At 41.3% G+C, this 15,499-nt stretch carries 10 protein-coding genes; all 10 read left to right on the top strand.

The genetic code is table 11. The annotated features are described in order from the left end of the window. Positions 1 to 291 precede the first annotated feature (291 nt). The 10 genes from BN2425_RS18230 to BN2425_RS18185 all read left to right on the top strand — a co-directional run bounded on the left by BN2425_RS18230 (position 292) and on the right by BN2425_RS18185 (position 15,452). A complete protein-coding gene (locus tag BN2425_RS18230) occupies positions 292 to 1,143 on the top strand; it encodes a helix-turn-helix transcriptional regulator (RefSeq protein WP_195891967.1) in 852 nt (283 codons plus the stop codon). A gap of 77 nt (positions 1,144 to 1,220) precedes the next feature. Then, positions 1,221 to 4,526 (top strand): glycoside hydrolase family 2 protein, encoded by a 3,306-nt coding sequence (locus BN2425_RS18225; protein WP_052352950.1) that lies wholly within the window; start codon positions 1,221 to 1,223, stop codon positions 4,524 to 4,526. Positions 4,527 to 4,683: 157 nt separating this feature from the next. Then, positions 4,684 to 5,625, top strand: a complete 942-nt coding sequence (locus BN2425_RS18220) for an ABC transporter permease (protein ID WP_042462478.1) — start codon at positions 4,684 to 4,686, stop codon at positions 5,623 to 5,625. Positions 5,626 to 5,637: 12 nt separating this feature from the next. Further along, a complete protein-coding gene (locus tag BN2425_RS18215) occupies positions 5,638 to 6,519 on the top strand; it encodes a carbohydrate ABC transporter permease (RefSeq protein WP_042462420.1) in 882 nt (293 codons plus the stop codon). A gap of 54 nt (positions 6,520 to 6,573) precedes the next feature. Then, positions 6,574 to 8,115 carry an extracellular solute-binding protein gene (locus tag BN2425_RS18210; RefSeq protein WP_042462476.1) on the top strand — a complete coding sequence of 514 codons (1,542 nt, stop codon included), beginning with the start codon at positions 6,574 to 6,576 and terminating at the stop codon, positions 8,113 to 8,115. Positions 8,116 to 8,212: 97 nt separating this feature from the next. Next, positions 8,213 to 10,819 (top strand): exo-rhamnogalacturonan lyase family protein, encoded by a 2,607-nt coding sequence (locus tag BN2425_RS18205; protein ID WP_042462418.1) that lies wholly within the window; start codon positions 8,213 to 8,215, stop codon positions 10,817 to 10,819. A gap of 8 nt (positions 10,820 to 10,827) precedes the next feature. Then, positions 10,828 to 11,517, top strand: a complete 690-nt coding sequence (locus BN2425_RS18200; RefSeq protein ID WP_042462416.1) for a DUF1961 family protein — start codon at positions 10,828 to 10,830, stop codon at positions 11,515 to 11,517. A gap of 20 nt (positions 11,518 to 11,537) precedes the next feature. Further along, a complete protein-coding gene (locus BN2425_RS18195) occupies positions 11,538 to 12,836 on the top strand; it encodes a hypothetical protein (RefSeq protein WP_406603202.1) in 1,299 nt (432 codons plus the stop codon). 105 nt (positions 12,837 to 12,941) lie between these two features. Beyond that, a complete protein-coding gene (locus BN2425_RS18190) occupies positions 12,942 to 13,583 on the top strand; it encodes a YesL family protein (RefSeq protein ID WP_042462414.1) in 642 nt (213 codons plus the stop codon). A 39-nt stretch (positions 13,584 to 13,622) separates the two neighbouring features. Then, positions 13,623 to 15,452 carry a rhamnogalacturonan lyase gene (locus tag BN2425_RS18185; protein WP_042462412.1) on the top strand — a complete coding sequence of 610 codons (1,830 nt, stop codon included), beginning with the start codon at positions 13,623 to 13,625 and terminating at the stop codon, positions 15,450 to 15,452. The last annotated feature ends 47 nt before the right edge of the window (positions 15,453 to 15,499 follow it).

Genomic DNA, 15,499 nt, shown 5'->3' with positions numbered 1-15,499 from the left:
TAGGCTCTATTAAACAAACGAGGAGTTTTAAATATCTGAAAACAGAACATTTTGATATATGTAAAATGGACTAGTAGAATATAAAAACTACTAGTCTATTAGTACTGTGGGCCTGCTTTTGGCTTAATCCCTTGTAAGTATTAAGTTATGTTTCAAAAACTTTCTTGACTCAAAATGGTTTATAAAAAGCATTTCTGGTAAAATTTATTGGAAAATTTAACACTTTAATGCAATGACTTAAAATGACGAGGATTATATACTATAAATAATTTCATGAAAGGATGGGTTCATGTGGTTGAACCGTTATTAGTAAGGTATCGATCAAAGGGAATTTGGGAGCAGCTTGATTATCATGCCCATTTAGAACACTACGAAATTTATTTTTTTCATGAGGGATCATGTCGATATTTGATCCATAACCAAATATACGACCTAGAGCCTGGGGATATATTATTGATGGATGGCAAAACTCTGCACAGAGCAAATGTCCAGCAAGATAAAGAATATATACGGAGCACTTGTCATTTTTCCCCGGAATGGATTTATGGTGTTTTATCCGAATTAAAAGCTTTTCACCTATTAGAAGTGTTTGAGAAGTTGCATCATTGTTTAATTCGCAGCAGTGAAAACGAAGAATCGAAGCTCTTAGAACAGCTATTTAAGCGGCTTGCTATATTAAGAGATAAATATAACTTAGATGATCACAGCGTGGTACCAGAGATGAAAGTATTGTTGGTAGAGATATTATTTACGGTCAATCGTCTTGGTCAGATGGATTCGAGGAAACTGACAACGAGTAAGATTGAAAAGGAAGAGCACGCCGAGAATATTGCAGGATATATTCAAAATAATTATAAAGAACGTCTTACTTTAGATCAGATATCCGAGAACCTCAATATAAGTAAATCGTATACCTCCCATGTTTTTAAAGAAATGACAGGGTTTACTGTTATGGAATATTTAATGGGGTGCCGGTTAAATCAAGCGAAGTTTTTGCTTGAGATGGAACCAAGTAAGCCAATAAAAGACGTAGCTTTCGAAAGTGGATTTGAAAGCGTTTCACATTTTAGCCGGTATTTTAAATTAAAAGTAGGTGTTACGGCGAAAGAATATCAACGTTCACGTTTAAGACTTCATAGTTGAGGAAAAAGGATGGTCATTCAGTAAATGTTGTTTAAAGCCTTTTCAAGGAGAAAGGTATTTTATACAGGGGGATCAAAATGCGAGTTAACAGTAAAGCAAACGAGACCGTCATACCATCAGTTGAAAGTCAGGCACAGGTTTATAACTTTAATTATGAGTGGAAGTTTATGCTTGCGGACGCCTTTCCTCTGAACAAGGCATTGGATAAATGGAAGGATGACGCAGGAAGATATTTTTTTGAAAAGGAGTATGCAGAAAAGGATTGGGAAGCGGTTGGGGTTCCGCACACCTATAATGACAAGGATTTATTCGTTTCTCGCATTGAAGATGCTGGAAGTGGACAAAAAAGAACGTTTGCATTCTACCGAAAATGGTTTAACCTTCCTGCCATTCATCATGGTAAAAAAGTTTTCATCGAATTCGAAGGGATCCGTCAAACCTGTTACCTCTATGTAAATGGAAAAATGGCAGGATATTATGAGGCAGGGGTAGCACCTTTTGCTTTTGACTTAACTCCATATGTTGATTATGACCACGAGAACTTAATTGCCGTTGCAACAGACAATACTTCCTCTAGAAATTTGGATGCCTTTGCAGCGGAGACACCAAATATGCCGGGAGCAAAACCAGGCTTCTTCATGGCCTCGCAAATTCCAGATAGTATACCCGAATCTGTACGAGGGGTTGGCTTCTTTTGGAATTGCAATGACTTTAATCCATGTATTGGAGGACTCTCTAAGAATATCAAGTTACATGTAAAGCCAAAGTTGTATATTACACTTCCCATTTATAGCAATCTACAAACAAAAGGCGTTTATATTTATGGGACTGATTTTAATATAAAACACGAACAAGCCACGATCCATTCGCAAGCGGAAATCCGAAATGAGACTGGCTCGGATGAATCCATTACACTAGAATCGATTATTTTTGACCATAAAGGAAAAGAATTAGGACGTATATCTTCTGACCAAGTCTTTATTCCAGCAGCGAAGAATCTCCCTGATTACCCACCATTATCGATTACTCCACGAGACGCCTACAGAAAAGAAGGAAATAGCTACATACCACTGTCTGAAGAGAAAGTCCAACCCACCGTAACAGACTCAGTTGAGGTTACAATTGTAAAGGCTTCCAACCCAATTTCCAACCTGCGTTTTTGGTCACCAGACGATCCTTATCTCTACACCGTACAAACCTACCTTATTCACAATGGAGAGGTTATAGATTCAGTAACGACTGTGACAGGCTTTAGGAAGCTTTCTTATGATTTCAAAGATGGATTGGTTATTAATGAAACAAAAGTATGGCTTACGGGGTATGCCCAGCGTGCAGCCAATGAATGGGCTGCAATTGGTACGGCTCCAGATTGGCTCAAAGATATGGATGCAAAATTAATCCGGGAAAGTAATGCCAATCATATCCGATTTATGCATGTTGCGGGTTCCCCCGCTGACATTCGATCTTTTGACCGTTATGGAGTGGTTTGTACACAGCCAGCAGGCGACAAGGAAAAGGAAAACTTCGGAAGACAATGGGATCAGCGTGTTGAATTAATGCGGGATATTATCATCTATTTTAAAAACAATCCGTCGATTCTTTTTTGGGAGGCGGGTAATAACGCAATTAATAAGCAACATATGCGTGAAATGCGCTTATTAAAAGAGAAGCTTGACCCTTATGGCGGCAGATATATGGGTTGCCGTACCTTAAATACGGAAGAGGTTTTGGCTGAGGCAGAATATGCAGGCACGATGTTAAATCGTCATGCGGGACGCTACCAATCAGAAAAAATGCCAGTAATGGAAACTGAATATTTGCGCGAGGAAGCACCAAGACGTGTTTGGGATGATTTCACACCGCCAGATTTTGATTATGATAATTTTTGGCTTGGGCGAGGCGGAAGGAAACAAATTGGTGGTGACTGTCACGATCTGACTGCAGAGGATCATGCCCTTCAGGCAGCCAAAGGATATGCGGAATTTTTCAATGACCGTATCGGCGGGGCCTCTGGGAAACATTATTATTCTGCAGCGGCAGCGTTATGCTGGACTGACTCTGCCCAGCATGGAAGACAGGCAGCCAGTGAAAATGCCAGAATGAGTGGACGTGTAGATCCTTTACGAATAAAGAAGCAAAACTTTGAGGTTTTTCGAACCATGCAATCACCTGTTCCAATGATAAAAATAGTAGGACACTGGAATTATCCTCCCGAGGGAGATACGAATTATCGTTATGCGGTGAAGGAATTTGATGGCACTCACTGGAGAAAAACAGGCGAATATAGGTTACGGAATCCTAAGGACAAAACAGTTTACGTGATTGGCAGCTATTCCATTGCCAAGATCGAGCTTTTCATCAACGGAAAATTGGCTGGTATATGTGACAAACCGGTAAATACCTTTGTTTTCCCTTTTTATCATATTGATATCACACAATCGGGTTCCATTACTGCCAGGGGCTATGATTATAGCGGGAATCAGGTAGCGGGCAATACCATTGAAACGGCAGCAGAACCATCCAAATTGAGACTGACCGCACATGTCGGTGATCAAGGACTTTTAGCCGACGGAACGGACATTGCCTATGTAGATGTGGAGGTCCTGGATGAAAAAGGCCGCCTGCATCCAATAGCCAATAACAGAATTGATTTTACCATCGAAGGTGAGGGAATTTTTCTTGGTGGCTATAATAGCGGTCGGTTTAATGGTTACGGAAAAGAGGATAGCGTGATTCATCAAAATCATGTGTATGCGGAATGCGGGAATAATAGAGTGTTCATCCGTTCAACTAGAAATGCTGGAAATATTCGATTGATTGCAAAAATGATGGGGCTTCAGGAAACTTCCGTTACGATTGAAAGCAAACCGGTTGATACAGGGGCATTGTCACTATATTTCCCGCAGATTCTGGCTCCTACTTATGCTGAGTTCCCGCCTAAAAGCTTTTATCCATTCGAAGCGATCTTTGAGGCAGACGCTGTAAAGTACAAGCCTGATGATAAGGTGTATTGCAAGATCGTCGTAAATGGCCAAGAGCCGGATACACGGGGGATATATAGTTCTTATGAACACGGAAGCATCTACAGTCCAATTCTATTCATTTTAGAAAGAATGAAAAATACACAACCTCATCTATTTGACTATGATTATGATGTGGAAAAAGGTCTCCTTACTTTGACGTCAGACGGCAAAACCATCATAGCAGAAAAAGGACGGACACATCTTATGGTAGATGGGGAAGAAAATCTATTAAATGCTGAACCATATATAAATGATTTAGGGGTCCTTATCCTAGAAATAAATGCATTTGTGTCTTATATAAAAGGAGTAATCTCCTATTATGATGAGAAGGCAAATTTATTCAGGATTGAGCTTCCATGATTGAATAAATCAATGGAACGAGCAGGCTATAAATATTTTAAAAATTTCGATAATAATGAAATCCAAAATAATCAAGCACACATTGATGCTGTAAATCAAGATACATCGATAAAAGGGGGAGATTATAGTGAAAGATGCAAGTTCTTCACTAGAAGCAATGAGTGAACCGGCATTGATTGTAAAACCAAACAAAAGGTCAGCATTGTTTCAAAGTTTAAAAAGAGATAAGTGGTTGTATCTCTTAGTTGCTCCAGGTCTACTTTACTTTCTGCTTTTTAAGTATTTGCCCATGTGGGGTGTGTTGATCGCCTTTCAAGACTATCAGCCGTTTCTGGGTTTCTGGCATAGTGAATGGGTAGGACTCGATAATTTCAAATTCTTTTTCCAAAGCCCTGATTTCTTGCGGTTATTTAAAAATACCTTAATTTTATCGTTTTTAAATTTGGTCCTTGTCTTTCCATTACCGATTATCGTTGCCTTGATGCTAAATGAATTGAAAAACGCACTCGTAAAAAGAGGCATTCAAACGTTAATATATGTTCCACACTTTATATCGATGGTAGTAGTTACCAGTATGACCTATGTGTTTTTTACGACAAGCGGCGGTTATATCAATGAAATTGTCAAAAATGTAACCGGTCATACGATTCCATTTTTAACGGATCCCCAATGGTTTAGACCCTTAATTATTATTCAAACCGTTTGGCAGACAACCGGATGGAGCACCATTATCATCTTGGCTGCTTTGACAGGTGTGAATGCAGAATTGTATGAAGCGGCTATGATGGATGGTGCCGGAAGATGGCGGCAGCTCTGGCATATTACCTTGCCAGCTATTCGAAGTACGATTGTCATCTTGTTAATTCTTAAACTGGGACATTTCTTGGACAATGGCTTTGAACACATTTATCTGATGAGTAACTCGTTAAACCGTTCGGTTGCGGATGTTTTCGATACCTACGTTTACTACATAGGTTTAACTAGCGGGCAATTCAGCTTTGCAACGGCGGTTGGATTATTTAAGTCAATCATTTCTATCATTCTTGTATTGGGTGCGAATAAACTGGCCAAGAAATTTGGCGAAGAGGGACTTTACTAAGGGGGATCAAACATGAGGAAGTGGAATTCAACAGGCGGCAAAATTTTTGATTGTTTAAATTACGTCATCTTGATTTTGTTTGCAGTATGTACGGTGCTGCCATTTATCTATATTATCGCGGGTTCGTTTGCAACAGATGCGGAATTAAGGTCAAGAGCCTTTTTTATTATACCAAAGACGATTTCAATGGATGCCTACGAGTATATTTTCTCTAATGGTTCCTTGGTTAGAAGCCTTGGTGTTTCAGTCTATGTAACCATAATTGGTACACTGGTGAATATGTTTTTTACCATGACAATGGCTTATCCACTGTCCAGGAGAGATTTAAGAGGCAGAAATAAAATTCTTGGCTTAGTGATCTTTTCGATGTTGTTTGGTGGCGGCATGATTCCAACCTATATGGTCGTAAAAGGCCTTGGCTTGCTAGACACTTATTGGGCATTGATGATCCCAGGTGCCATCAGTGCGTTTAACCTGATCATTGTCAAAAACTTCTTTCAAGAACTGCCTAAGGAGCTCGAAGATGCAGCACGTATTGATGGATGTAATGAATTGGGGGTTCTCTGGAGAATTTATTTGCCTTTATCCAAGCCCATTCTCGCAACCTTTTCCCTATTCTATGCAGTAGGGCACTGGAACGACTTTACGGCAGCGCTGCTCTATATTAATAGTCCGGAAAAATGGCCGCTGCAAGTTATTTTAAGGCAAGTGGTGGCATTGTCCCAAAATGTTGTGGCTGCTGGGGATCGTTTGGATCCTAACTTTGTAGAACCGCCAGCACAAACCGTTAAAATGGCAACGATTGCCGTAGGAACTGTCCCAATTCTCTTAGTCTATCCGTTCTTACAAAAGTACTTCACTAAGGGGGTGTTGCTAGGATCGGTTAAAAGCTAAGGGGACATGGCAGTTGGATTTATTTCTTTTCAAAAAACAAAGGGGGAAAATGGAATGAAGTTAATGAAACGCGCATTACCGGTGGTTGTCTCAAGTCTATTGGTCGCTGGAATTACTGCTGGCTGTTCTAACAACGAAGCAGCAAGTACTAAAAGTAAAAAGGGTGGTGAAAGTGATAGTAACAAACCACTCGATATTACGATTATGATGCCTTCCTTTGATCAAGAACTAGCAGACGAAAATAGTACGGTTGTGAAGAAACTGGAAGAGGAAACGAATACAGATATCCATTTAAGATGGACCCCGAATGACACCTATCCCGACAAATTTAGCATTACGCTGGCTTCCGGAGATTTGCCTGACATCATGGTTTCGGCAAGTAGCTACGTGAAAGCTGCACAATCCGGGGAATTCTGGGATGTAGGCAAATACATAGATGATTACCCTAATTTAAAGAAATTGAACCCGATTATTAGGCAGAATGCTTCCATAAACGGAACATTATACGGGATTCCAAGAATAAGAGCACTGGGAAGAAACGGTATCATGATCCGAAAAGACTGGTTAGACAAACTAGGATTACAAGAACCGAAAACCACTGATGACTTATACAAGATACTCGTTGCGTTTAAAAATGATGACCCAGATGGAAATGGTAAAGATGATACGTATGGCATGACGGTTTCTCAATTCAGTGGTCCATGGGATAACATCCAAACTTGGTTTGGTGTCCCGAACGAATGGGGAGTGGAAAAGGGGAAATTAAAACCGTATTTTGAATTCCCTGAATATCAAGAAGCACTGGATTACTTCAAAAAGCTATTTGATGAAGGTCTCATCAACAAAGATTTTGCCGCCATGCCTCCGTCGAAATGGTACGACGATATTCAAAATAATAAAGCAGGGGTCATTGTGGACGTTGTGGATTCCGCGCACAGAATCGAAAAAGAGCTCGATAAGCTTGAATTTGGTGAAAATTCAACTGCCGAACAGCAAGAACAAAAAACTTTTATGACGGCTCTTGGAGGAGTGGCTGATCCGGATGGGAAAAAGCATTATCTGCCAACATCGGGATTTAGTAATCTTTTGTTAATTCCGAAACCTGCCGTTAAAACAGAAGCAGAATTGAAAAGAGTTCTTAAATTCATCGACCAAACCAATAATCAAGAAAATCAAAGATTATTATTCCATGGGATTGAAGGCAAACAGTACACATTAGATGGTAATGGCTATGTTGTTGCAACTACTGATAAGACGGTGCTGAAGGACCTGCAGGATTTGAACCAGTTTCAAACGTTTATCCCTGAGGATTTAACAATTAAACCACAACAAACACCATTAAGAGAAAAAGAGGCAGAAATTCAAAAGGAAAACGAAAAATATGTAGTGGGCAACCCGGCTGCAGGATTGATTTCAGAGACATATAGCCGTATGGGAGCCCAACTTGATCAAATTATTGACGACGCAAGAATTAAGTACATTTCCGGACAAATCGACAAGGCCGGCCTAAAAGCCGCAATCGAGCAGTGGAAATCCCAAGGTGGAGACCAAGTGACAAAAGAAATGAATCAACTATACTCCAAAACGAAAAAGTAAGCGTTATAATTTAAGGGATGATTTTAACTGAATCGAATCGGGCTTTGTTTAGCATAGCTCGATTCTTCATTTAACTATTGGGAAGAGGGGCGGTTTCATGACATCTCATATCAATCTGAAATGGCTGGATCAACAATCGTCAGGAATAACGGGGGTAACATGGGGAGTCCCATGGAAACGGGGTTTTCTTTCACGACAGGATCAGCTGGTGTTGGTCAACGAACAAGGGAAGCCGCAGCCAATCCAAACATGGCCCACTGCATTTTGGCCGGATGGAAGTGTTAAGTGGACAGCGCATGCTGCGTCTTTTGATGGAAAAGTGGAAGACCAATACAAAATGAAACTAGGAATATGCGAAGTTTCGGATTGCACCCTGACCGTTAAAGAATCCGAAGAATACATAGAAATTGATACTGGCAGTATCATGTGCCAATTGAATAAACACGGTAATACCATTATTAAACAAATCACCCGGGAAAATAGAGTCATATGCACAGGAAGCCACTTAAACCTGATTCGGGAAGAAAGAAGTCAAACGACGGGTTACCGCATCAAGAAAGAGGAGGACTTTGTCAGTCATATTTCTCGAGTAGCGGTTGAACAAGATGGCCCGATCCGCTGTACAGTAAAGGTAGAGGGCAGACATGAGCGAGTAAATGGGGGAAGACTCTGGATTCCTTTTACATTACGATTCTATTTCTATGTGAATCAAGCATCGATTAAAATCAATCATACCATTATCTACAACGGCAATCCGCATGAAGATTACATTAAAGGATTGGGCATGTCCTTTTCTATACCGATGAAAGGTCCTTTATATAATCGTCATGTCCGTTTAGTCGGTGATACCGGTTTGTTTAGCGAGACGCCTAAGAATCTGGCAACCATGCGGACAGTAGGAAAATATGAAGAGTTATTTAAAAAGCAACAGTCTGGTACCTTTATTACCTTTGATGAAAATCAGGATGAGAAGTTTCTCGACATCTTGGATGATGCCGCCGTTTGGGACCGGTTTAAACTGGTGCAGCAGTCAGCGGACAGCTATTGTCTGTCCAAACAAACGAAAACAGGGTGTAGCTGGCTGCATGCGGCTGTTGGCCATCGTGCTGGTGGAACCATCTTTGTAGGCAGTGAAAGTGGAGGGCTTGCAACAGGAGTTAGGAATTTCTGGAAAAGATATCCTTCTTCTCTGGAAGTCAGCGGTATGGCAGAAGATACAGCAGAATTAAAGGCATGGTTTTGGTCACCGGATGGAGAGACAATGGATCTTCGCCATTATGATACAGAAACGCATTTGAAATCCTCTTATGAAGGATTTGAAGAAATGCGCAGCACGCCTTATGGGATTGCCAATACTAGTGAGCTTGTTATTCATTGCTTCGATCGTACACCAGCACATGGCGAACTGCTGCAATGGAACAGTGATAAAGAGAACCCGGCATTATTAGTGTGCGAACCGCAATATTACCATGAGGTAAAGGCTTTTGGTGAATGGAGTTTGGAAGACCACTGTACACCAGCACTACAAGAAATAGAAGAAAAACTGGATCAGACGATTGATTTCTACCAAAAAGAGGTGGAACAAAGACGGTGGTATGGATTCTGGAACTATGGGGATGTCATGCATACCTATGATCATGTAAGGCACACGTGGCGTTATGATATTGGCGGCTATGCATGGCAAAATACCGAATTGGTGCCGAACATGTGGCTTTGGTACATGTTCTTACGGTCAGGAAGATCCGATATCTTCCGTATGGCGGAAGCAATGACCCGTCATACAAGCGAGGTGGATGTCTATCATATGGGTGAATACGCCGGTCTCGGGTCGAGGCATAATGTTATCCACTGGGGCTGTGGCTGTAAAGAAGCAAGGATTGCGATGGCTGGCCTCCACCGATTCTATTATTATTTGACAGCTGATGAGCGCATTGGCGACATTATGGATGAAGTGGTGAACGCCGATTACACCACTGTTAATCTTGATCCGATGCGGGCTTATTTTCCGAAAGACGATCATCCGACGCACACTCGAATTGGACCGGATTGGGCTGCTTTTGTATCGAATTGGATGACCCGCTGGGAGCGATATGAGGATACGGAGTATCGAGACAAAATTTTGACGGGTATTGACTGTTTAAAAAAGATGCCACTTAAAATGAAGGCATTAGCTGCCTATGGTTATGATCCTAAAACCGGAAAAATTTATGATATAGGGAATTTTGCTGGGGGACACTTAGCAATTTGTATGGGTGAGCCACAGGTATGGTTCGAGCTTTCACCATTAATCGATGATCCTGAATGGGAAGAGATGTTAATCGAAATAGGCGAGTTTTATAATCTTCCGTGGGAAGAAAAGGTTCGTTCTACGTCCGTAGAATTTAAACGCGGCAGTTATGGTTGGCCCATGTTCTCAACTGGTATTACTGCTTATGCTGCCATGAAAAAAAATAACCAAGAGCTTTCAGAATTAGCATGGTCCATATTATTGAATGATAGAGTAGGAAAATCATCTATTAATGAAGAAACAGTATTAGTAAAAGAAGATGAAGTGATTCGACCAATCCATGAACTACCATGGGTAACCACTAATACGATTTCACAATGGTCGTTAAATGCGATTATGTGTATTGAATTTATTGGGGACACTCTACTACAAAATAGAACTGTGAAACAGGTTGAATCATTTCCGAAAGGAGTTTAATAGATTAAATGCTCAACAGGGATAACTTTGAATACTCATTGATCTATGAAAATGCATTGCAATCCGAGCAGGACGTTGCCGATTTTAGAATGGAAGGGGATTCGGCCATTACTTTTCCTTTAAACCGAATGAGGATGGAAAATAAGCGGGATCCAAAAGAAGGACAAAAGTCTAATTTTGTCTATTGGTGCCCTGAAGAATTCCCTTCCAATATCGCGGTTACCTGGGATTTTTGGCCGATTGCAGAACCCGGGCTTTGTATATTATTTTTTGCTGCCAAAGGTAAGGATGGCAAAGACCTTTTTGACTCATCCTTACAAGCTAGGAATGGCGTTTATGATCAGTATCATCATGGTGATATCAATGCCTTTCATGTATCGTATTTCCGTAGAAAAGAACCGGATGAACGCATTTTTCACACGTGTAATCTTAGAAAAAGCTACGGTTTTCACTTAGTAGCACAAGGGGCAGACCCCATCCCTTCCGTTGCGGATGCAAAAGGGCCCTATCAAATCAAACTGGAAAAATATGAAGAAAAAATTCAATTCTCCATTAACGAACTAGTTGTCTTTAGCTGGGAGGACGATGGAAAAAGCTATGGGTCATTATTATCAGGCGGAAAAATTGGATTCCGGCAAACCTCGCCACTAATTGCTGAATATGCCAATCTGAAAGTCTATGAAATCAAACAAAAATAATCTACGGGGGACATCCGCACATGGAGAAAGACCAAATGACAGATGGAATTGCGCACTCCAAAAGGGGAAAAAACGAGCCTGTATTGTTAACGAAAATTGATATTAGCGAAGCTGGTTTTCGCAGCAAGATGCTCATTGGCGATTTGAACGGAGATGGCCGTATGGAAATGCTAATGGTGCAAGCGGATGGGGGAATTGATGACCGTTATGTTCCCCATCAAGTACAATGTTTAACCTCTTTTGATTTAGAGGGGAACCTGCTTTGGCAGACAGGGGTTCCCGACCTTGACGCAGGGGGACCTGGTTCTGACTATCCTGCTCAGATTTATGATATTGATGGTGATGGAAAAAATGAAGTGCTATGTGTCATGGATAAGAAATTTACCATATTGGATGGGGCAGCGGGGACTGTCAAAAAACAGTATGACTTGCCTGATCCCGAAGCACATGATTGTATCATCATCGCCAATTTATCTAGAAACCCATACCCGCAGGATATTATCTTAAAAAATCGTTACAACAAACTGTGGGCTTTTGACAACGACTTCAACTTGCTGTGGACTCACTCCGGAAATGTTGGGCATTTTCCTTGGGTGTATGATTTTGATGGCGATGGTTACGACGAAGTTATGGCGGGTTATGACTTTCTTAACCATAAAGGCCAGAAGCAATGGGCTTGTCACAATCTCGAGGACCATGCGGACTGTATTTGGGTTGCTGACGTGTATGAAACTCCTTCAGAAAATAAACAGCTCATTATCGGCGGCAGTGTGACGGTTATGTATGACCATACAGGGAATGAAATCTGGCGTTATGAAGGGTCGATTGAGTCACAGCATGTGTGCGTCGGCAAGTTCAGAAAGGATATTCCGGGCTTACAGATTGCCGGATTGGACCGGATCATCCGTGGCCGTGGCGGAAATAAAAATGGAAAAGATGGGATGTTTCTCTTAGATGCCCATGGCAACGAAATTTGCAAAGAAAATCGCCAATCAGAAGGCTGGCTGACGATTATCGATACGGTCACCAACTGGGACGACAGTGATTTGGATTATATTTTGGCCTATCGCAGAGGAGATGGAGTGCTGCCAGGTCTATATGATGGATATTTACAGCCAGTCTTCACTTTTCCTGTCGATGGCTACGTTGTTCACGGCGATTTATATGGTATGGGAAAAGAACAAATCATTATTTATGATGATCACCATGCCTTTATTTTTTCTCATAGCCAAAATACTGAAAAGGTATCTAACAGGAGTTTACTTCAAACGAAAAGACTGTACAGTTCCACACTTTATCCAGGTGGGGAATATAACTGAGGCAGTTTTTAATGGAGATTGGTATTGAAAACTCATTTCTAATGAGGTTAGCAGCTTAGCTTAAATATCACACATAAAAACAATGTGGGGCGGAGGTGATGAACGATGCAACTTAGTGGAATGACAAATGGAATCTACCGTATCTCGGAATGGATTATGCGATTTGCCTACTTAAATATACTTTGGTTAGTGTTTACACTGATGGGGGCGATTGTGTTTGGAATTATGCCTGCAACTACTTCTGTATTTGTGGTTGTCCGCAAATGGATCAGAGGAGAGCCGGAAATTCCGATATTTCAAAACTTTTGGGGAAATTATCGAAAGAGTTTTGCAAAAACTAATCTCATTGGGGTCGTTTTGTTTGTTATAGGCTTTATCATTTATATCGATTTTGTTTACTTAACAGCCAGTCATGGATTTCATTCCATTGCCCTTTTACTGGCATTTATTGTCACTTGTTTCTTTTATCTTCTTTTGCTTATGTACATTTTTCCGATTTTCGTCCATTACGATTTAAAGATCCCACAATATTTTAAATATGCGCTCCTGTTTGGACTTACGAATGTAACCGGAACCATTATCATGGTTGGTGTACTATTCGCCATGTGCTTTATCGTTTGGGCTTTTCCCGCCATTCTGCCTTTTTTCAGTGTGAGTCTTGTGGCGATTGTTTTCATGTGGGCTGCTAATCTAGGGTTTGTAAAAGTACTTAAATCGGCTGAAAATGACAGCAATCTCAATAAATAAATTTTACTAATAAATATTGAATTTCCGGAGGATTGTTAAATGGAATCAGGTACATTACGTCAAATGGAATATCTTAATCGTGGCTTGATTGCCGTAAAGGTTAAAAATGGGGTCTATCTCGGATGGCGCCTGTTCGGAACCGACCCTGATGAGATTTCCTTTAATCTTTATCGTGATGGGGTTAAAGTCAATCTTTTCCCTATAACAACCAGTACCAATTATTTGGACGGTGAGGGAAATGAAGATTCTACATATTGGGTTTGTGCAGTATTAAAGGGGGAGGAACAGCCCCCATCAGAGAATGCGGAAGTGTGGGATACAAACTATTTGACCATTCCTCTAAAAAAACCGGAGGGAGGCATTTCCCCTGATGGTGTTTCCTATACCTATAGTGCGAATGATGCCAGTGTAGGAGACGTGGATGGGGATGGGGAATACGAAATCATCCTAAAATGGGATCCTTCCAATTCCCATGATAATGCCCATAAGGGGTATACCGGAAACGTCTACCTAGATGCATATAAATTAGATGGAAGGCATTTGTGGAGAATTGACTTAGGAAAGAATATTCGGGCAGGGGCACATTATACCCAGTTCATGGTTTATGACCTTGATGGAGATGGGAAGGCTGAAATTGCCTGTAAGACGGCGGATGGAACCATTGACGGGGAAGGAAAGGTGATTGGTGATAGGGATGCCGATTACCGAAATAAAGATGGCTTTATTTTGGAAGGTCCGGAATTTCTAACGATATTTGACGGATTGTCTGGAAGAGAACTAATGACAACAGAGTACGACCCTCCACGGGGAAAGGGTTCTGACTGGGGTGATGATGAAGGCAACCGGGTCGACCGTTTTCTGGCATGTATTGCCTATCTTGATGGAGTAAGACCAAGTCTGGTCATGTGCCGTGGTTACTACACCAGGGCTGTCTTAGTTGCTTATAATTGGCGTGATGGAGAGCTGACGAAAGTTTGGAAGTTTGATAGTCTCGAGCCTGGTAATGAAGGATATTCCGGACAGGGAAATCATAGTGTCAGTGTGGCGGATGTCGACGAAGATGGAAAAGACGAAATAATTTATGGATCTTGTGTGATTGACCATGATGGGACAGGACTGTATACAACCGGTTTAGGCCACGGGGACGCCATCCATGTGGGGAATTTGATTCCAAGCAGACCAGGTTTGGAAATCTTTCAAGTCCATGAGGTGCCTCAAGAAAAAGGAACAGAAATCCATGATGCCAGAACAGGGGAAATTTTATGGGGAATTCCTTCGGTTGACGATGTTGGAAGAGGAATGGCCGCAGATATTGACCCGCGGTATGAAGGGGTGGAAGTTTGGTCATCGACTCACTGGAAGACAGGAGGAGCGGGTCTTTATAACAGTTCTGGTGAGAAGATCTCTGATTCCAATCCGCAGTCGTTTAATTTTGCCATCTGGTGGGACGGGGATTTGTTAAGAGAACTCCTGGACCATGAGTACGATCCAAAAACGGGTATTGGTGTAGGAAAAATTGATAAATGGGATCATGAGAATGGAAGACTTGTGAACATACTGACGGCTGATGGCACGAGGTCAAACAACGGTACAAAGGGAAACCCATGTTTACAAGCCGATATCTTTGGAGACTGGAGAGAGGAAGTTATTTGGCGTACCGATGATAGTACGGCCTTAAGAATCTATACCACGACAGATGTTACGGACCATCGAATTTATACACTCATGCATGACCCAAATTATCGATTAGCAATTGCCTGGCAGAATGTAGCCTATAACCAGCCGCCTCACCCGGGATTCTTCCTCGGCCACAATATGGAAAAGCCACCGGCACCCAAAATAGTTGAAGTGAAGAAAAACCAGGAATAATGTCTAGGTTAAGAGAGATTGCTTAGAAGAACGATATGAAATGATAG

Origin of the sequence: Neobacillus dielmonensis (assembly GCF_000612665.1) — a bacterium.
Classification (GTDB): domain Bacteria; phylum Bacillota; class Bacilli; order Bacillales; family Cytobacillaceae; genus Neobacillus; species Neobacillus dielmonensis.
This window is presented reverse-complemented; position numbering and strand designations above follow the sequence as displayed.